The organism is Saccharopolyspora erythraea, assembly GCF_018141105.1.
Lineage (GTDB): Bacteria > Actinomycetota > Actinomycetes > Mycobacteriales > Pseudonocardiaceae > Saccharopolyspora_D > Saccharopolyspora_D erythraea_A.
Window position 1 is genome coordinate 1,392,106 of sequence record NZ_CP054839.1, and the last position, 21,983, is coordinate 1,414,088.

Here is a 21,983-nt window from a genome sequence, read left to right on the forward strand (position 1 = left end):
ACGGACTCCGCGCCGAGGCCGTTCGTGAGACGCACCAGGTCCGCAAATGTGACGCTGCCGCCGGAGCGTTCGGACCGCGGACGCAAAACCGCCGGTGGACCCGGAGGTCCACCGGCGGTTCGCAGGTCAGACGCCGATCGCCGGCCGGCTCAGACGGCCTGCACGCGCAGTCCCCGAGGCTCCGCGGTGAAGGTCACCGCACCCTCGAACTCGGCGATCGGCAGTTCGTCCCGGACCAGGCGGTGCGGCCCGTCGAAGGTCTCCACCCGGATCTCGGTCGCGGTGAAGCTCTGCCCGGCGAAGTCCGGGCCGCTCAGGTGAACCTCCAGCCGCTCGTCGCGCAGGGTCACGGTGATGCGGCCACCCGGGACCGAAAGCGGCTCGCCGTCGCTGACCACCGCGAGGCTGCCGGCGGAGGGGTCCTCCGGACGCACCGCGATGTGGGAGAGCGCGACGTCGCGCTGCCCGTCGTCGCCGGCCATCCCGATCACGTCCCGGCTCGCGGGCTCGTCACCGGCGACACCGGGGGTGAACACCGCCGCGCGAAGCTTGGCGCCGAGCCGGTATGGCTGCCAGGAACCCGCGCCGACCAGGTTGACCACCGCGGCGACCTCGGTGTCTGCCAGCAGCCGTTCGCTGCCGGAAGCCGGCGTCACCTCGACCGCCGCCACGCCCCGTTGACCGAGCAGTTCGCGCAGCGCCTTGGCCCGCTGCCTGCTGTTGCGGTCGAACCCGCGGGTGATGGCGACGGCCCCGGAGCCCGCGGCGGCGGACTGCGCGGCGTCGGCCAGACCCGCCAGCGGTTCCCAGACCCGCGCGGGATCCGGCCTGCGGTCGCGGCGGGAGCGGGAATTCAGGGTGGCGTCGGTCGTGGTGTCCATTGCCCACACCTTATCGGCTGGGTTAGGTGCTCCTCACCGGATGGTGAATGTGAGATCGCTCGCGGCGATCTCGCCGCAACGCGTCCGTGCGGGCTGGGTCCCGCACCCCGAGCGCCGGTCCCTAGCTGTCCCAGACCCGGACGACGAGATCGGCGTCGAGCTCCAGCCGCTCGTCCACCCGCTGCTCGCACTCCGGGCAGCGGTCGGTGATCGCCCGGCTCCTCGGCTCGCGGGAGGCGGGCCAGGTCTCGTAGGGGATCTTCACCTCCGCCGCGCACAGCGCGGACACCCGGTCGCCGCCGGGGCGGGCGCCCGGGCTCTCGGTGATCGCATGGCGCATGCGCTGCCCGGGCGGGACGATCCACCACACCTGGGCGCGGTCGGACAACATCATCTGCTACCCCTCCGATCACGGCGCCTGGTCGGCGGCCCCCGCGGCTGTCGATCTTGGCTTCGCATCCTGAGGACGGGCGTACCGGGGGATCGGTTGCATGCGAATCTGCGCCCGACCAGTGGCCCGAGGTGGCGGCGGGTTGTTAGGTTGGTCCTGCTGACGCGGGGTGCCCGGACTGCCCGGGCTGAGAACAGACCCGTTGAACCTGACCTAGCTCGCACTAGCGGAGGGACGTCAATGATTCCCAACGTGCTGTCCGTCGCCGGGACCGATCCCAGCGGCGGCGCCGGCATCCAGGCAGACCTCAAGGCGTTCTCCGCCAACGGCGCCTACGGCATGTCGGTGATCACCGCGCTGGTCGCGCAGACCACCACCGGTGTCACCGCGGTGCGGGAGGTCGAGCCGGAGTTCGTCACCGCCCAGCTCGACACGCTGCTCGACGACGTGCGGGTGGACGCGGTCAAGATCGGCATGCTCGCCAACGCCGGGATCATCCGCGCGGTGGTCGCCGCGATCGACCGGTACGCGCCGCGCCACGTCGTGCTGGACCCGGTGATGGTGGCCAAGAGCGGCGACCGGCTGCTGGCGGCCGAGGCGGTGGCGGTGCTGCGCGACGAGCTGCTGCCGCGCGTGGACCTGATCACGCCGAACCTGCCGGAGGCCGCCGACCTGCTCGGCGAGCCCGAGACCACCAGCGCCGACGACATGCCCGCGGTGGCCGAGCGGCTGGCGGGGCTGGGCGCCAAGCAGGTCCTGCTCAAGGGCGGCCACCTCGACGGCGAGTCCAGTGTGGACGTCCTGCACGGCGGCGGCGCCACCGACTACCTGACCAGCCCGAGGGTCGCGACCACCAACGACCACGGCACCGGCTGCACCCTGTCGGCGGCGATCGCGGCGCTGCGCCCGCAGCGCCCGGACTGGCCGAGCGCGGTCCGCGAGGCCAAGCAGTACCTGACCACCGCGCTGCGCGAGTCCCACCGGCTGGAGGTCGGTCACGGCCACGGGCCGGTGCACCACTTCCACCAGTGGTGGTGACCCAACCCCGACGAGAGGACGCGATGAGCAAGCTCCCCGCCCCGCCCGCCGACGGCTTCTGCGCCCGGGCGTGGGCCCGCACCGCGGATCTCCAGCAGGCGATCGTCGAGCACCCGTTCAACGCGGCGCTCACCGACGGCTCGCTGGACCGCGACCGGTTCGCCTTCTACATCGTTCAGGACGCCCGCTACCTGGTCGGCTTCGCCCAGGCGCTCGCGGCGGCCTCCAGCCGGGCCGACGACGCCGAGGACGCGGCGTTCCTGGCCGGAGCCGCGCAGGGGGCCCTGGTGGAGGAGCGGCGGCTGCACGCCGGTTACGTCGAGGAGTTCGGCCTGACCGAGCAGGAGGTCTCCGGTGTCGGGACCTCGCCTTCGTGCCTGGCCTACACCTCGTTCCTGCGGGCCAACGCGCTGACCGAGCCCTACCCGGTGGTGGTGGCCGCGCTGCTGCCGTGCTTCTGGGTCTACCAGCACGTGGGCAGCACGATCCTGGAGGCCACCGGCGGGGCCGCGGACCACCCCTACCACCGCTGGATCTCCACCTACGCCGACGACGAGTTCGCCGCGGCGGTGCTCTCGGCACGGGAGCTGACCGACCGGCTCGCGGCGGCGGCCGACGAGCCGATGCGGGAGCGGATGCTGGCGGCGTTCGTCCGCGCCACCGAGTACGAGTGGCTGTTCTGGAACAGCGCGTGGGAGCGGGAGGAGTGGCCGACCGCACGTTGGCTCGCGGGCCGCTCCGTGGGAGCATCCGCGGGCGCGTAACGCAAGCCTCGGCTCGGACCGATGTCGAGGACGAGTCGCAGGTCGTGGGTGCGCCCACCGGGAGCAGGGTTCGGTGCTGTGGGCGGTTCCGTTCTGATCATCCTCATCGGGATGCTGGTGCCCGTGCTGGCCGCCGCGCCCTTCTACATCCTCGACCACCGGGCGCAGCGCCGTGCCCGGGAGGAGGCAGAGCAGGCGTTGGCGGCCATGGGGGAGCCGGAGTCCGAGGACGATGCCGAGGCAGAGGACGACGATGCCGCGGGTGCCGGTGACGCCGCTGGTGCCGAGGATGTGCTCCCCGATGACACCGCAGCGGATGTCGCGGACGCCGGTGGCATCGGCGCCGAGGTCGTCGTGTTCGAGCGGGATCTCGGCGTCCCGTCGGGGGCGGACCGCACCGCGTAGCGGACCGCCGGTCCTCGGCTCAGGAGCCGTAGATCACCGCCGCCAGCTTCTCCTTGCCCGCGTGCAGATTCCGCAGCACCTCCGGCGCGAAGCCGCCGGGCCCGGGACTGGGCGGCACGGTCAGCCCCTCGCTCAGCCCCCACCCGGAACCGCGCTCGATGAGCGAGCGGTGCTTGTTGGTGTAGTAGCCGGAGTTGATCGACACCGCGACCCCGGCGGCCCCGGCCGCGGCGGCGACCAGGTGCGTGTGGAACCGGCTGGACAGCCACCGCTGCCCGGCCGCGGCGGGCAGCCCTGCATCCATGATCTGGGAGAACGGGTAGAACCGCGCTCCCGGCAGGTCGTGCTCGACCAGGGCGAAGACCTCGCGGTCGACCCGCGGGATGCCTTCGACGAAGCCGACCTGTTCGGGGTCGACGTCCCACTCGCGCAGGGTGTCGAGCAGGAAGCCGGCCAGCGCGGGCACGGTCACGTCGAGCAAGTCCGACTGCAGGCAGACCATGACCTCGGGGTGGTCGCCGGTGCGGTAGAGACCGGGTTCGACACCGAAGAACATGTCGTCGCCGGTGCTGGTCACCTGGCACGTCCCGCCCGTGAGCAGCGCGGCCGAGGGCTCGTCGCGGACGTCGATCAGCTCGAACCGGGACGCGAGGTTGCGCAGCAGCGGCTGGGCATCCTCGGCGACCGGCGACAGGCCCTGCCCGGTCATGACGGCCCGGCCGCCGGAGCGCCTGGTCGCCGCGGCGGCCGCGGCGACCAGCCCGATGTGGCGGGGCCAGACGCCGTTGATGAAACCGCCGCCGATGACGTGCACGAGGTCGGCGCGGGCGGCCAGCTCGATGCCCGCGACCCAGCGCGGTGCGAGCCCGGGGTTGGCGAACGCGTGCTGGACGAACGACGCGACCTCCCACGGTTCGCCCGTGGGGGCCTCCCAGCACAGGCGCCAGAAGGTGTCGGTGAAGCGGACCTTCGGGTGCAGGTGCCCGAGCAGGACGTTGCTCGGTCCGGGGTTGGGGCAGTCGACCCAGACCTCGCCGTCCGGCGCGACCCGGGCCAGGTGCCGCAGCCAGGTCGCGGCGATGAGCTCGTCGCCGTAGTTCGGGTGCCCGGTGGTGGCGACTAGGTAGAACGTGGTCAAGGGGCGGGCTCCTGCCGGTCGGGACGCCGGTGGTCGCGACCGAACGTAGCAACCGGATGCCGCGGATGCCGCCGGCGTTTCCCGCGAGCGCCGCCTGCGGCTGTTCGTGCTGGTCGGCCGACTGTGACGAGGAACACCCCAAGGGTTGCTCGCCGGATCTCGTTTGAGCGGCTAACAATTAGGTGAGCCTTACTTCTCTCGAAAGGGGCGATGTGATGGTCCACGCTCGCGCGGAGGTCCCCACCGACAAGCCGGAGCGCTACGGCAAGCAGCTCGCCTCGCACCTCGGGCGGCGCTGCGGTGTCGCCGACGAGGACGGCGGCGTCCGGATCACCCTGCCCGCCGAGAGCGGCGCGGGCAGCTGCCTGCTGGCCTACCGGCCGGGCGTGCTCGAGCTGCGAGCCGAGGCCGAGGACGCCGAGGTCCTGGACCGGGTTCGCGACGTGGTCGGCAGGCACCTGGAGCGCTTCGGGCAGCGGGACTCGCTGGTCGTGCGATGGCAGCCGATGTGATCGTCCGCTATTAGCAGCAAGCGTTGATCACTGGTCGTTGAACTGGGCCCGCAGCCGTTCGAGCCGGCCGCGGGAGCGGTTGAACCGCGCCTGGTAGCGCTGGGCGAACAGGTCGGTCGGCAGCGACGGCATCTCGACCGGCTCCGGTTCGCGCCGCTGGGGCACCGCGCTCTCGGCGACGGCCTCCGGGTCGAGACCGGTCTCGTGGCCGGGGCCCGCGACCACCACCGGGTCGGGCTTGGGCGGTTCGGCACCGGCGTGGTCGAGCCGGGTCGCCGAGCACGACGTGGTCGCGCGCTTGGCGGACGTGCCGGGTTGGCGTTGCGCCCGCTGCAGCATCGGCCAGAAGATCAGGGTTGCCAGTGCGAACCCGGCGACGAATGACAGGACGAGCAGGTCCACGGGTTCCTCCGATCAGTGCCGGCGAACGGCGTCTACCGCCTTGGGCTGCGGGCCGGAGCCGTTGGAGCTGGGCTCCAGCTCGACGGTGAAGGTCTGGACGTCCTCGCGCTGCACGGGCAGGTCCAGCTTGGTCTGCCGGTCCTCGGCGAGCTCACCGTCCCCGGTCTCCACCTCCCGCACCACGGTCGTGGACTGGGTCAGCATCTCCTGGGTCTGCTCGAGCGCGGCGAGCGCGGCGCTGCGCAGTTGCGCTAGCTGGGCGGTCTTGGAGCCGATCTCCTCGAGCGCGTCCAGACGCAGCTGCTCGCTCTCGGCGTCCCACTGGGCGCAGCGCTTGCGGGTCTGGGCGATCAGCTCGTCGGTCTCCTCCTGGGCCGCGGCCATGGTCTTCTTGTACTCGTCGCGGATGGCCTGGCGCATCCGGCGCTCGCGGTTGCGCAGCTCGCTGAGCCGCTGGTCGTGCTCCCGGCGCAGCTCGTCGCGCCGGTGCTCCATCGATGCGACCAGCGTCGCGCATTCCGAGCGCAGCTCCCGCGCGGTCTTCTCGGCCTCGGAGATCAGCTCCCTGGCCTCGTTCTCCGCGGTGCCCCTGATGATCTCGGCCTGGCGCCTGGCCTGGTCCCGGAGGGTCTGGACTTCTTCCTCGGCGATGGTGAGCATGTTCTGCACCCGCTGCGAGGCCGCGGGCAGGCCGGTGTCGGAGCTCCCGATGCGCTTGAGCCGGGCCTCGGCCGCGTCGAGCGCGTTGCGGGTGTCGTCGCAGAGCCTGCGCAGGTCGGCGTTGAGCTGGGCGGCTTCGTTGCGGTCGATGGTGACCAGCTTGAGCTGGTCCTCGAGCAGCTCGATGTGCTCGACGACCTGGTTGCGGTGGAAGCCCCGGATCTGGATGTCGAAGCCGGGACGGAGTGGGATGACGGCGTCAGCGGCGTCTTCCATGTGGAACTCCTTATCCGGACGACTCGACCTGATTGGCTAAGCGGAGACTAGGTCTGTGCGCGCGATACCGCCCAGCGGAGCGCCGAGATCCTCACCTGATCAGGTAATGATCTTCATTCGATGTCATGTAGCCAGATTTCGCCTGAACTGGTCCATGATCCTGGTTCGTGACCATGCGTGTCCACTTTGGAGCAGGTGCGTTCGTTCGGCCTAGTGGCGTGCACCGCGGTGATCAAGTGTTAGGTTAGCCTCAGCTCAGCGGGGTCGACGGATGGAGTGAACGGCGTGGCGGGCGACGTGGAACTCGCGGACAGGGCTCAACGGCGCGCGGGCCGGCTGCTCAGGCGGTGGCTGGCCGAGACGCACACTCCCGTCGAGCCCGGGCCGCTGTCCCTGCGGATCGGCCCGGTGCGGGTGTCGGCCGAGGTCGCCTACCGCTCGCCGACCGGTGCCCACGGGTTCGGCCCGATCCGGGTCCTCGACGCCGACGGCGTGCCGGTGGCGCTCGCCGATCCGGTGCTGCTGGCGGCCGCCTGCTCGGCGGATTCGCGGAGCCGGTCGCTGCCGAGCGCGCCGATCAACGCGCCGGATGCCGGCACCGCCGTCGACTGGGTGCTGTCGTCGCTCGCCGCCGACGAGGATGACGAGGTGTCCGCGACGATGACCGCGGAGGAGGCGGTGCGCCTGCTGTCGCAGCAGGTCGACGACCTGCTGCGGTCGCCGGGCGCCGACCCGTCGTCGCTGGTCACCGGGCCGCTGGCGGCCATCGGGCGGTTCGGGCGGGCCGGGATCGCCGACGAGTGCTGGTTGCTGGAGGTGCTCGCCGGGCGGCTCCGCGCGGTCGATGACGACCTGTCCCGCTCGTGGCTGCACAGTCCGACGCTCGCCGACCGCGCCGTGCTCGTGGGTGAGGCGCTGCGCTATCGGCCAGGTGTGCAGCCGGTGCCGTTCGACGTGCCGAACCCGTTGCATGAGGGAAAGTCCGACGTTCCGCCGCCGCCTGTGCCCGTGCTGGGCGGGCCGTGGTCGCTGCGTCCGGTCGAGGTCGCGGTTCATGGGGATGGCGGGCCGGACGTCGCGCTGGTGCACCGCTGGATGAACACGCCGCACGTCGCGGACAACTGGAACCAGGCGTGGCCGCTGGAGCGCTGGCGGGAGGAACTGGCCCACCAGCTCGGTGGTGAGCACTCCCTGCCCTGCGTGGCCGGGCACGACGGGCGCGAGGTCGCCTACCTGGAGCTCTACCGGGTGGCCCGGGACAAGCTGGCGGGCTGCTACCCGTACGAGCCGCACGACCTCGGGGTCCACATCGCGATCGGTGAGCTGGGTGTGATCGGGCGTGGTTTCGGGTCGTCGCTGCTGCGGGCGGTCGCCAGTGCGCTGCTGGACGCCGATCCGCGGTGTGCGCGGGTGGTCGCCGAGCCGAACGTGCACAACGAGGCTTCGGTGGGAGCCTTCGTCAAGGCCGGATTCGTGAGGGAGAGGGAGATCGGCCTGCCCGCCAAGAACTCGGCGCTGATGGTCTTCTCCCGGGCCTGACGACCGGTCATGGCCCTGTGTGAACGCGTGAGTAAGCGCACCGTGACGTGATCCCCCGACTGAACTAAGGTTAGGCTTACTTTTGTTCCTGACCTGGGGGAGAACGATGCCGGAGCGCTCGGCCGTGTCGTTGCCGCTGACCACAGCGCAGTCGGGCATCTGGTTCGCCCAGCAGCTCGACCGGACGAACCCGATCTACAACACCGGCGAGTGCGTCGAGATCAGCGGCCCGGTGGCGCCGGAGGTGTTCGAGCGGGCCCTGCGGCGGGTCGTGGGGGAGGCCGAATCGCTGCGAGCCCGCGTGGTCGTCGACGGCGACGAGCCGCGCCAGGTAGTGGAGCCGGAGGTGGACTTCCCGCTGCCGGTGCTCGACGTCAGCGCCGAGGCGGACCCGCGGGCGAGCGCGCTGGCGTGGATGCGGGCCGACCTCGCCGAACCGGTGGACCCGGCGGGCAGGCTGTTCGCCGCGGCGCTGCTGAAGATCGGTGACGACCGCTGGTTCTGGTACCAGCGGATCCACCACGTGGCCATCGACGGCTACGGCTTCTCGATCGTCATCCGCCGGGTCGCCGAGGTCTACAGCGCGCTGGTCGTGGGCGAGGATCCCGGGCCGTCGCCTTTCGGGCCGCTGGACTCGCTGATCGCCGAGGAGCAGCGCTACCGGGAGTCCGGGAAGGCGGGCAAGGACGCGGAGTTCTGGCGGAACCTGCTGGCCGACCAGCCGGAGGCGGCCACCCTCGCCGGCCGCGTCCGGATGAGCGCCGACCACTTCCTGCGGCTGCCCGCCGCGGCAGGAGCCGAGACCGCCGACGCGCTGGCGGCCGCCGCCGGCCGCAGCCGCACCATCTGGCCCGACGCGCTGATCGCCGCGGTCGGCGCCTACGTGCACCGCATGACCGGCGCGCAGGACGTGCTGCTCGGCCTGCCCGTGATGGGCAGGCTCGGCTCGACCGCCCTGCGGGTGCCGGGCATGGTCGTAAACGTCCTGCCGCTGCGCCTGCGCGTCACCTCGCGCACCACCCGCGACGAGCTGGTCGCGCAGGCCGCCAAGGCCGTGCGCGACCTGCGCAAGCACCAGAACCACCGCGGCGAGGAGCTGCGCAGACATCTGCGGCGGGTGGGCGTGGACCGCCCGCTGTTCGGGCCGATGGTCAACATCAAGTCCTTCGACTACGACCTGAGCTTCGGCGGCGCGAAGGCCGAGGTGCACAACCTGGCGGCCGGTCCGGTGGAGGACCTCAACATCTCGGTCTACCTCGACGGAGGCGACCTGCGGTTCGAGTTCGATGCGAACCCCGACCTCTACGACGAGGACGATCTGACCGCGCACCGCGACCGCTTCCTGCGGTTCCTGCGCGGGTTCGCCGAGTCCGAAGCCGGGACCGAGGTCGGCCGGATCGAGCTGCTCGCGCCGCACGAGCGACGCCGAATCCTCGACGAGTGGAACGCGCCGGGGCCGGAGCCGCGGACATCGGCCACGCTGCCGGAGCTGTTCGAGGCGCAGGCCCGGCGCACACCGGACGCGGTGGCGGTCACCTTCGAGGGCAGCGACATCACCTACGGCGAGCTCGACGCGCGCGCCAACGAGGTGGCGCACCACCTGATCGACCACGGCGTGGGGCCCGAGCAGCTCGTCGCGCTGGCACTGCCGCGCTCGGTGGAGCTGGTCGTGGCGCTGCTGGCGGTGCTCAAGGCGGGCGCGGCGTACCTGCCGCTGGACCCTGGCCACCCGGCCGAGCGCATCGCCCACATCGTCGCCGACGCCCGGCCCGCGGTGCTGGTCAGCGACACCGAGCACGCGTCCCGGCTGCCCGCCGGCATCACCCGGCTGCTGCTCGACGACCCGGCGACCGCGGAGGCGGTTTCCGAGCACTCGCAACGCGATCCCGGACACGGCGAGCGCGGGCGGATCGGTCCGGACAACGCCGCCTACGTCATCTACACCTCGGGTTCGACCGGACGTCCCAAGGGCGTGGTGATCCCGCACCGCAACGTGGTCCGGCTGTTCAGCGCCACCGCGCCCTGGTTCTCCTTCGACGACACCGACGTCTGGACGCTGTTCCACTCCTACGCCTTCGACTTCTCGGTGTGGGAGCTGTGGGGCGCGCTGCTGCACGGCGGGCGGCTCGTCGTCGTGCCGCACGAGGTCAGCCGCTCGCCGGGGGACTTCCTGGAGTTGCTGGAGCGCGAGCGCGTCACGGTGCTCAACCAGACGCCGTCGGCGTTCTACCAGCTCGTCCAGGCCGACCGGGAAGCTCCGGCGGAGCTCGCGCTGCGCTACGTGGTCTTCGGCGGCGAAGCGCTGGAACTGTCCAGGTTGGACGACTGGTACCGGCGCCACCCCCGGAATCCGGTGCTGGTCAACATGTACGGCATCACCGAGACCACGGTGCACGTCTCCCACCTGGAGCTGGACCGCGAGCTGACCGCCAGGCGGGAGGGGAGCCTGATCGGGCGCGGCATCCCCGACCTGCGGGTCTACGTCCTGGACGACGACCTCGAGCCCGTTGCGCCGGGTGTCGTCGGTGAGATGTACGTGGCGGGCGAGGGCCTGGCCCGCGGCTACCTCGGCCGTCGCGGGCTCACCGCGCAGCGGTTCGTCGCCGACCCGCACGGCCGGGCGGGCACCCGGATGTACCGGACCGGCGATCTCGCGAAGTGGCGCGCCGACGGCACGCTCGAGTTCGCCGGACGCGCCGACCACCAGGTGAAGATCCGCGGTTTCCGCATCGAGCCGGGCGAGATCGAGGCCAACCTGGCCGCGCATCCGGGCGTCCGCCAGGCGGCGGTGGTCGTGCGCGAGGACCGCACGGGCGACCGGCGGCTGGTCGGCTACGCCGTCACCGACGCCGACCCGGCGCTGCTGCGCGAGCACCTCACCGCCTTGCTGCCGGACTACATGGTTCCCTCCGCGCTGGTCGTCGTGGACGAGATCCCGTTGACCGGCAACGGAAAGCTCGACACCGCCGCGCTGCCCGCGCCGGAGGTCGAGGCCGGTGGGCGCGGCCCGCGCAACGACGTGGAAGCCCGGCTGTGCGCGTTGTTCGCCGAGGTGCTCAGTGTCGGTGAAGTGGGCATCGACGACGGTTTCTTCGAACTCGGCGGGCATTCGCTGCTGGCCACCCGCCTGCTGTCGCGCATCCGCGGCGAGCTCGGCGTCGAGCCGACCATCCGCGCGCTGTTCGACCACCCGACCGTCGCGGGCCTGGTCACCCAGTTCACCCCGCGGGGCGGGCAGAGGCCCGCGCTGGTGCCCTACGAGCGGCCGGAGCAGGTGCCGCCGTCGTTCGCCCAGCAGCGCCTGTGGTTCCTGCACCGGCTGGAAGGCCCCAGCCCCACCTACAACCTGCCGATCGTGCTCAAGCTCTCCGGCAGGCTCGACCCTGTCGCGTTGCAGGCGGCGATCACCGATGTCGTCGAACGGCACGAGAGCCTGCGCACGGTTTTCCCCGAGACGCTGGGCGAACCGCGCCAGGAAGTCCGCAACACCACACCGGAGCTGCACCGGGTGCGCACCGGCGACCTGGACGCCGACCTCGCGCGCGAGGCGCGCCACTGCTTCGAACTCGCCGATGAGCCGCCGATCCGCACCGTGCTGTTCGAGACCGGGGCCGACGAGCACGTCCTGCTGGTCCTGCTGCACCACATCGCCACCGACGAGTGGTCGATGGCGCCGCTGGTCCGGGATCTGTCGGCGGCGTACGCGGCGCGGCTGCGCGGTGCCGAGCCGGTGTGGCGTGAACTGCCCGTGCAGTACGTCGACTACACGCTCTGGCAACGGGAACTGCTCGGCGCGGAGGGAGATCCGGCGGGCCCGGGGGCGCGGCAGCTCGCGTTCTGGACCCGCGCGCTCGACGGCCTGCCCGACCAGCTGGAGCTGCCGACCGACCGGCCGCGTCCGGCGGTGCCCAGCCACCGGGGCGACGCGGTCCGCTTCGACATCGACGCCGAGTTGCACCAGCGGCTGCGGGAGCTGGCGGGCGAGCACGGCGCGAGCGTCTTCATGGTGTTGCAGGCCGGGATCGCGGCGCTGCTGACCCGGATGGGCGCGGGCACCGACATCCCGATCGGCACACCGGTGGCCGGCCGCGGGGAGCAGGCGCTCGACGACCTCGTCGGGTTCTTCGTCAACAGCCTGGTCCTGCGCACCGACACCTCCGGCGACCCCGCTTTCGGTGAGCTGCTCGACCGCGTCCGCCGCACCGACCTCGCCGCCTACGAGCACGCGGATCTGCCGTTCGAGCGGCTGGCCGAGGTGCTCAACCCGGTGCGGTCGCTGTCCCGGCACCCGCTTTTCCAGGTGATGCTGGCCTACTGGGGCGCCACCGACGACAAGCCCGCCGCACTGCCCGGCGTCGAGACGACCGTGGAGCTCGCCGACGCGGGTGCGGCGAAGTTCGACCTCGCGTTCAGCCTCAGCGACCGCCCCGGTGGCGGTGTCGACGGGCTGGTGCGCTTCGGTACGGACCTGTTCGACCGCGAGACCGTGGCCGAACTGGCCGGCCGTCTGGTCACCCTGCTCCGGTCGGCGGTGGCCGACCCGGCGCGGCCGATCACCGCACTGGAGATCCTCCGCGCCGGAGAGCGCGAGCGGATCCTCGGCTGGGGTGACGCCGTGGACGCGGCAACCGGCGCTCGTCGCGCCACGTTCCCCGCGCTGCTGGCCGAGCGGGTCGCGGCGGACCCGGACAAGCCCGCGCTGGTCTTCGAGGAAGTCGAGCTATCCTACCGCGAACTGCACCGGCGCGTCCGTTCGATGGCCCGTCTGCTCGCCGAGAACGGCGTGGGACGCGGCGACGTCGTGGGCGTCATGCTGCCGCGCTCGCCGGAGCTGGTCGTCGGGCTCCTGGCGGCGATGACCGCAGGTGCCGCGTACCTGGCGCTGGACCCCGACTACCCGGCCGAGCGGCTGCGGCACATGGTCGAGGACGCCAAACCGGGCGTGGTGATCAGCGACGGCCGGGACACCGGCCTGCCCGCCCGCGCGCTGAGCTGCCACGACGAGCCCGCCGACCCGTCCGGCCCGCTGCCGGAGCCCGCGGCCGGCGACCCGGCCTACGTCATCTACACCTCCGGCTCGACCGGGCACCCCAAGGGCGTCGTCGTCCCGCACAGCGGCATCTCCGGACTGCTCGCCACGCAGGCCGAACGGCTGGGCGTCACCGCGCGCAGCAGGGTTCTGCAGTTCGCGTCGCCGAGCTTCGACGTGGCGTTCTGGGAGATGTGCATGGGTCTGCTCAGCGGCGGCACGCTCGTGGTGGTGCCCGCCGAGCGCCGCGTGCCCGGCGAGCCGCTGGCGGAGTACGCGCGCGACCACCGCGTCACGCACATGGCGATCGGCCCGTCGGTGATGGGGATGTTCCCGGACGGCACCGAGTTCCCGCCCGGCGTCACACTGCTGTGCGGCGCGGAGAAGGTGCCCTCGGAGCTGGTGCTGCGCTGGGCGGGCCGCTACCGCATGGTCAACTGCTACGGCCCGACCGAGGCGACGGTCAACTCCACGCTGTGGGACTGCGACCCGGAGGCGGTCGCGGCGTCGGTGCCGATCGGCGTCCCGGACCCGGGCACCCGCCTCTACGTGCTGGACGACGCACTTCAGCTCACGCCGCCGGGCGTGGTCGGCGAACTCCACGTCGCGGGCACCGGCCTCGCGCACGGCTACCTCGCGAAGCCGGGGCTGACCGCGCAGCGCTTCGTGGCCGACCCGTTCGGCCCGCCCGGCTCGCGGATGTACCGCACCGGCGACCTCGCGCGCTGGCGCCGCGACGGCGCTCTGGACTTCGCCGGTCGCGCCGACGACCAGGTCAAGATCCGCGGCTTTCGCATCGAGCTGGGCGAGGTCGAGGCGGTGCTGGCGCGCCACCCCGGAGTCGCGCAGGTCGCCGCGGTGGTCCGCGAGGACCGGCCGGGCGACCGCAGGCTGGTCGGTTACGTCGTCGGCGACGCCGAGCCCGCCGAGCTGCGCCGCCACGTCGCCGAGGCGCTGCCCGACTACATGGTCCCGGCGGCGGTCGTGTCAGTCGACGCGCTTCCGCTGATGCCCAACGGGAAACTCGACCGCAACGCGCTGCCCGCGCCCGACCTCGGCGCAGCGGTGGGCAACGACATGCCGCGCAACCCGACCGAGGAAGTGCTCTGCGGGCTGTTCGCCGAAGTACTCGAACTGCCCAGGGTCGGCGTCGCGGACAGCTTCTTCGACCTCGGTGGGCACTCGCTGCTCGCCGCCCGGCTGATCGCGCGCGTCAGGGACGCGCTCGGCGTCCGGCTCAACGTCGGCAGCCTGTTCGCCGCGCCGACGGTCGCGGGGCTGGCCGAGCGCATCCAGCGCGGCGGCAAGCGCGACGCGCTGGACATCCTGCTGCCGCTGCGCGCGCAGGGCAGCAAGGAGCCGCTGTTCTGCGTGCACCCCGCAGCGGGCCTGGCGTGGCCGTTCTCCGCGCTGCTCAAGCACATCGACGACGAACGGCCGATCCACGGGATCCAGTCGCGCGGGCTGGCCGAACCCGCCCCCGTCGCGCCGAGCCTGCACGAGATGGCCTCGGAGTACCTGGAACACGTCCGCACCGTGCAGCCGCACGGCCCGTACCACTTCCTCGGCTGGTCCTTCGGCGGCGTCGTCGCGCACGAGATGAGCACGCAGTTGCAGGCGCAGGGCGAAGAAGTGCGCTTCCTGTGCATGCTCGACTCCTACCCGAAGGACGTGTGGGACGAGCTGCCCACCGAGGAGGAGGCGCTGCGCGCCCTGCTCTACATGGCCGGCTACGACCTGTCCGCGCTGAGCGGGCAGCCGCTGACCCGCGAGTACGTGCTGGAGGTGCTCTCCGCCGAGGGGAGCGCGCTGGCCAACCTCGAGGAGCACACCGTCACCGCCGTCATCGACAACTTCGCCAACTGCGCGGTGCTGGAGAACGAGGCCGACCACGACAAGTTCCGCGGCGACGTCCTGTTCTTCACCGCCACGGTCAACCCGGCCAAGGAGTCGCTGACCGCGCGGATGTGGCAGCCCTACGTCGACGGCGTGGTGGACGAGCACCGCATCGCCTGCGAGCACAAGGACATGACCCAGCCCGGCCCGATCGCCGAGATCGGCGCGGTCGTCGACCGCCGCCTCGCGGCGGCCGCAGCAACGCCAGGAGAGAACTGATGCCCAACCCGTTCGAGGACCCCGACGGCACGTACTTCGCGCTGATCAACGACCAGGACCAGTACTCGCTGTGGCCGCAGAGGGTCCGGGTGCCCGCCGGGTGGGCCGTCGCGCACGGGCCGGGCGACCGGGAGTCGTGCCTGGCCCACATCGAGTCGCAGTGGACCGACATGCGTCCAGCGGGCGCTCCCGCGTCGTGACCGTGCCCGCACGTCCCACCCGGATCGACCCGAAGGTCGCGGTGTGCGTGGTCTACGTCGCCGCGATGTTCATGAACGGGATGGACGCCACGATCGTCAACGTGGCGCTGCCCGCCATCGGCGCCGACTTCGCCGTCGCGCCCAGCGCGACCTCGGCGGTCAACATCGGCTACCTGGTCAGCCTCGCGGTGTGCATCCCGGTTTCGGGCTGGCTCGGCGACCGGTTCGGCACCAAGCGGGTCTTCCTCGCCGCCTTCGGCGCCTTCGTCGCCGCGTCGGCGCTGTGCGGGGCGGCGCAGGACCTCCCGCAGCTCACCCTCGCCCGGGTGCTGCAGGGCGCGGGTGGCGGCGTGATGAGCCCGGTGGCGCTGACGATGCTGTTCCGCGCCTACCCGCCGGAGCAGCGCATCCGGCTGACGCGGGTCCTGCTGCTGCCGACCGCCGTCGCGCCTGCGCTGGGGCCGGTGCTGGGCGGCGCGTTCGTCGAGTTCCTGGACTGGCGCTGGGGTTTCTACGTCAACGTCCCGGTCGGGCTGCTGGCGCTGGCCTTCGGCGCGTGGCGGCTGGTCGAGGACGTGGAGTCCGGCGGCAAGCGGTTCGACCTGCTCGGCTTCGCGCTCGCCGCGCCTGGTCTGGGCCTGGTGGTGTACGCGCTGGACTCGGTCGGTCAGGCCGGGCTCGGCTCCCCGCACTTCTGGGCGGCGGGTTCGGCGGGACTGCTGTGCCTCGGCACGCTGGTCCGCAGCCAGCTCCGCACGCCGCAACCCATGCTCGACCTGCGGCTGTTCGCCGACTCGTCGTTCCGGCTGTCGAGCGTGGTGCTGCTGCTCTGCGTGGCGGGGTTCCTGGGCACGCTCTACGGTTTCACGCTCATGTACCAGTCCGCCCTGGGCGCCTCGGCGTGGGAGGCGGGCCTGGTGACGCTGCCGAAGGCGGTCGGGCTGATGGTGGCCTCCCAGCTCGTGCCGTGGCTGCACCGCAGGGCAGGCCCCCGCCTGCTGGTCGCGGGCGCGATGCTCGGCGCCGCCGCCTCCTTCGCCGCGATGAACGTCGTCAGCGCCGGCTCCGGGATGTGGCTTGCCGCGCTGGTCCAGCTCGCGTCGGGCTTCTTCGTCGGCGCGGCCTCGGCGGAGTTGCAGGTCGTCGCCTTCGCCACGATCGACCGGTCGGCGACCGGCGGCGCGTCCACGCTGTTCAACGTCCAGCGCCAGGTCGGATCGGCGCTCGGGGTGGCGGTGACCGCGTCGGTGCTGTCGGTCGGCGGGGAACCGGGCCTGGGCACCTACCACGCGGGAATGCTCGTGTCGGCCGGTTTCGCGCTCGCCGGGATGGTTCTCGCGCTGCGAATCCGGCATCGCGCGGCACAACCGGAGGTCGCGGCCGAGCCGAAGACCGCGGTGGCGGCGAAGTAGAGATCTCGACCACCGCGGGGGAGACAGGGCAGCCTATCTATGGTTAGGCTAGCCTTAATCGACGAAGATCGTCCGGAACGGGAAGGACCGCGCGGCGGATGACTACAGCGAACCGGCCCAGTCGGCACGCACGCCCTCCGGCGCGCAACCTGGAGGTGCTGCGCACCGCGGAGCTGAGCCCGTCGATGCGGCGGGTCACGCTGGGCGGTGAGGAGCTCACCGGCTTCCTGGACGAGCACCAGGGCCCGAACATCAAGGTGTTCGTGCCCAGGCAGGACCAGCGGCGGCCGGTGCTGCCGGTCCTCGACGGCCAGACCGGTCGCTACGTCTGGCCCGAGGCGCACGAGCGCCCCACGATGCGGACCTACACCGTGCGCCGCTACGACGAGTCGCGCTGCGAGCTCGACGTGGACTTCGTGATGCACGGCGAGCACGGCGTCGCCTCGAGCTGGGCGCGCAACGCCCGTCCCGGCGACTTCCTCGGCGTGATGGGGCCCGGCGGCAGGACGTGCCGGGCGGCCGACTGGTACCTGCTGGTCGGCGACGAGACGGCGATGCCCGCCATCTGCGCGACGGTCGAGCGGCTGCCGGTCACCGCGCGCGGCCAGGTCTTCATCGAGGTCTCCGACGCCGCCGAACAGCTCGACATCGTCTGCCCGCCGGACCTGCGGCTGACCTGGCTGCACCGCGACGGCGTCCCCGCCGGTCGCTCCACGCTGCTCCCCGACGCCGTGCGGGAGCTGGAGCTGCCCGACGACCAGGACGTCTCGGCGTGGGTCTCCGGCGAGTCCACGATGGTCCGCGGCATCCGCAGGCACCTGCGCGCCGACCGCGGTCTGCCCGCCCAGTCGGTGCTCGCCGTCGGCTACTGGAAGCGCGGCATGGCCGAGACCGAATACCACGACCAGTACAACCACGACCGCGACTGAGGTCGTGACCAGCGCGGCGGCCGGCGGCACACCGCCCGCCGCCGCGAAGTCCGAGCACCACCGGCGATGTGGGCGCACACCGCCGGGGAACCGTCGTGCCCGCCTCGCGGTGGGCACTGTGATGGAGGGGGACAACGTGTCCGCGGCACCGATCGATCGAATGGACCCAGTGCACGACATCATCGGCATCGGGTTCGGGCCGTCCAACCTCGCCCTGGCCGTCGCCGTCGACGAGCACAACCGCACGGCGCCGGGTGACGAGCGGCTGGACGCCGTCTTCCTCGACCGGCAGTCCCGGTTCGGCTGGCACCGCGGCATGCTCATCGAGGGCACCACGATGCAGGTCTCGTTCCTCAAGGACCTGGCCACGACGCGCAACCCGGCCAGCGACTTCACGTTCCTGTCCTACCTGCACGAGCGCGGGCGGCTGGTCGACTTCATCAACCACAAGGCGATGTTCCCGAGCAGGGTCGAGTACCACGACTACCTGGAGTGGGCGGCGGCCCGCCTCGACCACCTGGTGCGCTACGACTCCGAGGTCGTCGGCGTCGAGGCCGGCGCCGACGGCGTGTTCGAGGTGCTGGTGCGCCACGGCTCGGGCGAGCTGGTCCTGCGCCGCGCGCGCAACGTCGTCATCGCCGTCGGCCTGGAGGCCAGCGTGCCCGACGGCGCCGAGCTGGGACCCCGCGTGTGGCACAACCTCGACCTGATGCACCGCGTCGGCGAGCTCGACCCGGCCGAGCCGCGCCGCTTCACCGTCATCGGCGCCGGGCAGAGCGCCGCCGAGGTGACCGACTACCTGCACCGCACCTTCACCCGCGCCGAGGTGTGCTCGGTGTTCAGCCGCTACGGGCACACCCCGGCCGACGACAGCCCCTTCGCCAACCGCATCTTCGACCCGCAGGCCGTCGAGGACTTCTACGCCGCGCCCGGCGAGGTCAAGCGGATGCTGATGGACTACCACCGCAACACCAACTACTCGGTCGTCGACCTCGACCTCATCGAGGAGCTCTACGCCCGCTGCTACCAGGAGAAGGTGCGCGGGGAGTCCCGGCTGCGGATGCTCAACGCTTCGCGGGTCGTGGACGTCCGGCCGGGCCCGGACGGCGTGCGGGTGACGGTGGAGTTCCTGCCGACCGGTGAGCGCACGGTCCTCGACTCCGACGTGCTGGTCTACGCGACCGGCTGCCGGCCCGGGGACCCGCTGCGGCTCCTCGGCGACCTCGGCGGCCACTGCGAACGCGACGAAGAGGGCCGGCTGCGGGTCGAGCGCGACTACCGGCTGCGCACCGGCGACCACGTGCCCGGCGGCATCTACCTGCAGGGCGCGACCGAGCACACCCACGGCATCACCTCGTCGCTGCTGTCCAACGGCGCCGTCCGCGCGGGCGAGATCCGCGACTCGGTGCTCGCGCGCCGTGCCGCGCCGGTCCTCCGCGACTACGCGCTCAGCGGGAGCTGACCCGCCGCGCCCGTGAGTCTTCCGCGTCCTCGACACAGGCCAGAAGACTCACGGGTGATCGCAGTGGCGGAGCCGACACCCGGGGCGGGGAACAGAGGCGGCGGGCGCGTGGTTGCACCGGCCGATGAACGTTGACGCCAGCCCGGACGACGCCGTGCGCGGTGTCGCCCGCGGCGACTCCCCGGTCCCGCTGTCGGTGCTCGACCTCGCGCCTGTCGGCGCCGAGATCAGCCCCTCCGACGCCCTCGACACCACCACCGAGCTGGCCAGGGCCGCGGAGCGGTGGGGCTACCACCGGTTCTGGGTCGCCGAGCACCACGGGATGCCGGGCATCGCCAGCTCCGCCCCCGCGGTGGTGATCGCCCACCTCGCCGCCGCGACCAGCACCCTGCGGGTCGGCTCGGGCGGGGTGATGCTGCCCAACCACGCGCCGCTGGTGGTCGCCGAGCAGTTCGGCACGCTGGAGGCGCTGCACTCCGGGCGCATCGACCTGGGCATCGGCCGCGCCCCCGGCACCGACCAGGCCACCGCCCGCGCGCTGCGCCGCACCACCGGGACGCTGAGCGCCGACGACTTCCCGCAGCAGCTCGGCGAGCTGATGGCGTTCATGCGCGGGGAGTTCCCGATCGACCACCCCTACGCCGACGTGCACTCGGTGCCCAACGGCGCGGTGCCGCCGATCTGGCTGCTCGGCTCCAGCGGCTTCAGCGCCCAGGTGGCGGGCGCGCTCGGCCTGCCGTTCGCCTTCGCCCACCACTTCGCGTCGCAGAACACGCTGCCCGCGCTGGAGCTCTACCGCCAGAGCTTCGAGCCCTCGGAGGTGCTCGACAAGCCCTACTCGCTGATCGGCGTGCAGGCCATCGCCGCCGACACCGACGAGGAGGCGCTGCACCTGGCCCGCCCGATCGCGCTGAGCATGCTGCGGCTGCGGCGGGGCAACCCCGGGCGGATGCCCAGCCCGGAGGAGGCCGCCGCCTACCCCTACGACGAGATGGAGAGCGCGTTCGTGCGGAAGTGGCTCGACGACGCGGTGCACGGCTCGCCCGAGACGGTCCGCGCCGAGCTCGACGAACTGCGCGAACGCACGCAGGTCGACGAGCTGATGATCACCGCGAACGTCTACGACCGGAAGGCCAAGCTGCGCTCCTTCGAGCTGATCTCGCAGGCGTACCGGCTGAACTGATCCGCGGCAAGGTGGGCGGCGCCACTCTTGCACGAGGTCAGCGGTGGGGGGCCGCACCGTGTGGCGTACGGTCTGATGACACCGGTGTGTAGGCACGAGGCGGAATTGAGGGGTTGTCGTGAAGCCTGGTGTGCTGGCCTTTTACCGGATCATGGCTTACGTGACCGCGGTGCTGCTGATCCTTCTGTGCCTGACGATGGTCCTGAAGTACGCGTGGCCCGAGGGAACGCGGATCCAGCAGCTCGGCGACAGCTGGACGACCACGATCGGCATCGGCCACGGGTACCTCTACATCGTGTACCTGTTCATCGCGCTGGTCGCGACCGTGCAGCTCAAGGCCCCGCTGGGCCGCATGCTCCTGGTTCTGCTCGCGGGCACCATCCCGCTCGGCGCCTTCTTCGCCGAGCGCAAGGTGACGCTGTGGAACCAGTTGCGCTCCGAGGGCAAGCCGCTGCCCGGTGAGAACAACAGCGCCCCCGTCGAAGGGACCGGATCGGCGAAGTCATGACCGCTGTCCCCGCAGCCGCCAACGACGCGGCTCCCTCCCCCAAACCACCTCGCCGAGGCGTGCTCGCGGCCTACCTGGCGCTGACCAAGCCTCGTGTCATCGAGCTGCTGCTGGTCACCACCGTGCCCGCGATGTTCCTCGCCCAGCGCGGCATCCCATCGCCGTGGCTGGTGCTGGTGACGCTGGTGGGCGGGGCGATGTCGGCGGGCAGCGCCAACGCGTTGAACTGCGTCGCCGACTCCGACATCGACGCGGTCATGGACCGGACCAAGAAGCGGCCGCTGGTCAGCTACGAGGTTCCCCGGCGCAACGCGCTGGTCTTCGGCATCGTGCTGGGCGCGGTGTCGTTCGCGGTCCTCGCGCTCGGCGCGAACCTGCTGGCGGCGGTCCTTTCGCTGTCGGCGATCCTGTTCTACGTCTTCGTCTACACGCTGGTGCTCAAGCGCAGGACGTCGCAGAACATCGTCTGGGGCGGGGCGGCAGGCTGCATGCCGGTGGTCATCGGCTGGGCCGCGGTGACCGGCAGCGTCGAGTGGCCAGCGCTGGTGATGTTCGGCGTGGTGTTCCTGTGGACGCCGCCGCACTTCTGGTCGCTGGCGATGAAGTACCGCGAGGACTACGCGCGGGCGGGCGTCCCGATGCTGCCGGTGGTGGCAACGCCCCGCCAGGTCTCGGCACGCATCCTGGTCTACAGCTGGGCGACGGTGGCCTGCACCCTGCTGCTGGTGCCCGCCACGAGCTGGGTCTACGTGGCCTTCGCGGTGCTCGCGGGCGCGGCTTTCCTGATCGTGGCGCAGCGGCTGCACAACTCAATCCGGCGAGGGCACGCCTACAACCCGATGAAGCTCTTCCACCTGTCCAACTCGTACCTGGCCCTGCTCTTCGTGGCCATCGCGGTGGACTCCGCGGTTGGGCTGCCGTCCTTCGTCTGAGCGGCGGGACGCTTCGAAGTTCTATGTGGTGGGGCCGAAGCTGAGCCTCGGACCAGGCGAAAGCCTGGGTAGTGTTGCCGCCGCTCGCGCGGCGGGGCGGGACTAGGGCGTGTCTCGAAGTGGTGAGTTGGGTGGGGTCTGTGTCGGCGTGTCGTTGATCAAATAGGTGAGGTCTCCGGTAGATCGATCATCGACCAAGAAGACCAA

18 protein-coding genes and 1 riboswitch are annotated in these 21,983 nt (G+C 71.9%); of the genes, 13 read left to right on the plus strand and 5 right to left on the minus strand.

Annotation, left to right across the window (positions count from 1 at the left end; translation table 11 throughout):
* Positions 1 to 149 precede the first annotated feature (149 nt).
* A complete protein-coding gene (locus HUO13_RS06440; protein ID WP_211900540.1) occupies positions 150 to 881 on the minus strand; it encodes a hypothetical protein in 732 nt (243 codons plus the stop codon).
* Between the two features lie 121 nt (positions 882 to 1,002).
* Positions 1,003 to 1,275, minus strand: coding sequence for a hypothetical protein (locus tag HUO13_RS06445; protein ID WP_211900541.1), 273 nt, complete (start codon positions 1,273 to 1,275; stop codon positions 1,003 to 1,005).
* A 152-nt stretch (positions 1,276 to 1,427) separates the two neighbouring features.
* Positions 1,428 to 1,524, plus strand: a riboswitch (TPP riboswitch).
* Here HUO13_RS06445 and thiD point away from each other — a divergent pair.
* The 3 genes from thiD (at position 1,513) to HUO13_RS06460 (ending at position 3,479) form a co-directional block, all read left to right on the plus strand.
* On the plus strand, positions 1,513 to 2,310 hold the full coding sequence (gene thiD, locus HUO13_RS06450; RefSeq protein ID WP_211900542.1) for a bifunctional hydroxymethylpyrimidine kinase/phosphomethylpyrimidine kinase: 798 nt from the start codon (positions 1,513 to 1,515) through the stop codon (positions 2,308 to 2,310). (Overlaps the previous riboswitch by 12 nt.)
* Before the next feature lie 23 nt (positions 2,311 to 2,333).
* On the plus strand, positions 2,334 to 3,074 hold the full coding sequence (gene tenA, locus HUO13_RS06455) for a thiaminase II (protein WP_211900543.1): 741 nt from the start codon (positions 2,334 to 2,336) through the stop codon (positions 3,072 to 3,074).
* 78 nt (positions 3,075 to 3,152) lie between these two features.
* The gene (locus tag HUO13_RS06460; RefSeq protein ID WP_211900544.1) at positions 3,153 to 3,479 is read left to right on the plus strand and encodes a hypothetical protein; all 327 of its coding nucleotides are present in this window, start codon (positions 3,153 to 3,155) and stop codon (positions 3,477 to 3,479) included.
* A gap of 19 nt (positions 3,480 to 3,498) precedes the next feature.
* Here the strand turns inward: HUO13_RS06460 and HUO13_RS06465 are convergent, their stop codons facing one another.
* Entirely contained in the window at positions 3,499 to 4,617 is a 1,119-nt protein-coding gene (locus HUO13_RS06465) for a polysaccharide pyruvyl transferase family protein (RefSeq protein WP_211900545.1), read from the minus strand.
* 215 nt (positions 4,618 to 4,832) lie between these two features.
* Here HUO13_RS06465 and HUO13_RS06470 point away from each other — a divergent pair, with 215 nt between their 5' ends.
* Entirely contained in the window at positions 4,833 to 5,129 is a 297-nt protein-coding gene (locus tag HUO13_RS06470; protein WP_211900546.1) for a DUF2218 domain-containing protein, read from the plus strand.
* Between the two features lie 27 nt (positions 5,130 to 5,156).
* Here the strand turns inward: HUO13_RS06470 and HUO13_RS06475 are convergent, their stop codons facing one another.
* Positions 5,157 to 5,531 carry a hypothetical protein gene (locus HUO13_RS06475; protein ID WP_211900547.1) on the minus strand — a complete coding sequence of 125 codons (375 nt, stop codon included), beginning with the start codon at positions 5,529 to 5,531 and terminating at the stop codon, positions 5,157 to 5,159.
* 12 nt (positions 5,532 to 5,543) lie between these two features.
* Positions 5,544 to 6,467 carry a hypothetical protein gene (locus HUO13_RS06480; protein WP_211900548.1) on the minus strand — a complete coding sequence of 308 codons (924 nt, stop codon included), beginning with the start codon at positions 6,465 to 6,467 and terminating at the stop codon, positions 5,544 to 5,546.
* 285 nt (positions 6,468 to 6,752) lie between these two features.
* Here HUO13_RS06480 and HUO13_RS06485 point away from each other — a divergent pair, with 285 nt between their 5' ends.
* The 9 genes from HUO13_RS06485 (at position 6,753) to HUO13_RS06525 (ending at position 21,776) form a co-directional block, all read left to right on the plus strand.
* Positions 6,753 to 8,006, plus strand: a complete 1,254-nt coding sequence (locus HUO13_RS06485; protein ID WP_249124493.1) for a GNAT family N-acetyltransferase — start codon at positions 6,753 to 6,755, stop codon at positions 8,004 to 8,006.
* 106 nt (positions 8,007 to 8,112) lie between these two features.
* On the plus strand, positions 8,113 to 15,150 hold the full coding sequence (locus HUO13_RS06490) for an amino acid adenylation domain-containing protein (protein ID WP_211900550.1): 7,038 nt from the start codon (positions 8,113 to 8,115) through the stop codon (positions 15,148 to 15,150).
* Complete coding sequence (locus HUO13_RS06495; RefSeq protein ID WP_282976125.1) at positions 15,150 to 15,350, plus strand: MbtH family protein; 201 nt, start codon at positions 15,150 to 15,152, stop codon at positions 15,348 to 15,350. The genes HUO13_RS06490 and HUO13_RS06495 overlap by 1 nt, the downstream gene beginning before the upstream one ends.
* Before the next feature lie 2 nt (positions 15,351 to 15,352).
* Positions 15,353 to 16,762: an MDR family MFS transporter gene (locus tag HUO13_RS06500; protein WP_249124494.1), complete on the plus strand. Its 1,410-nt coding sequence runs from the start codon at positions 15,353 to 15,355 to the stop codon at positions 16,760 to 16,762.
* A gap of 98 nt (positions 16,763 to 16,860) precedes the next feature.
* On the plus strand, positions 16,861 to 17,691 hold the full coding sequence (locus HUO13_RS06505; RefSeq protein ID WP_211900551.1) for a siderophore-interacting protein: 831 nt from the start codon (positions 16,861 to 16,863) through the stop codon (positions 17,689 to 17,691).
* A gap of 160 nt (positions 17,692 to 17,851) precedes the next feature.
* A complete protein-coding gene (locus HUO13_RS06510; RefSeq protein ID WP_211900552.1) occupies positions 17,852 to 19,153 on the plus strand; it encodes a lysine N(6)-hydroxylase/L-ornithine N(5)-oxygenase family protein in 1,302 nt (433 codons plus the stop codon).
* 124 nt (positions 19,154 to 19,277) lie between these two features.
* A complete protein-coding gene (locus tag HUO13_RS06515; protein ID WP_211900553.1) occupies positions 19,278 to 20,336 on the plus strand; it encodes an LLM class flavin-dependent oxidoreductase in 1,059 nt (352 codons plus the stop codon).
* A 118-nt stretch (positions 20,337 to 20,454) separates the two neighbouring features.
* Positions 20,455 to 20,844: a DUF3817 domain-containing protein gene (locus HUO13_RS06520; RefSeq protein ID WP_211900554.1), complete on the plus strand. Its 390-nt coding sequence runs from the start codon at positions 20,455 to 20,457 to the stop codon at positions 20,842 to 20,844.
* Positions 20,841 to 21,776: a heme o synthase gene (locus tag HUO13_RS06525; protein ID WP_211900555.1), complete on the plus strand. Its 936-nt coding sequence runs from the start codon at positions 20,841 to 20,843 to the stop codon at positions 21,774 to 21,776. Before HUO13_RS06520 ends, HUO13_RS06525 begins: the two co-directional genes overlap by 4 nt.
* Positions 21,777 to 21,983: the final 207 nt, after the last annotated feature.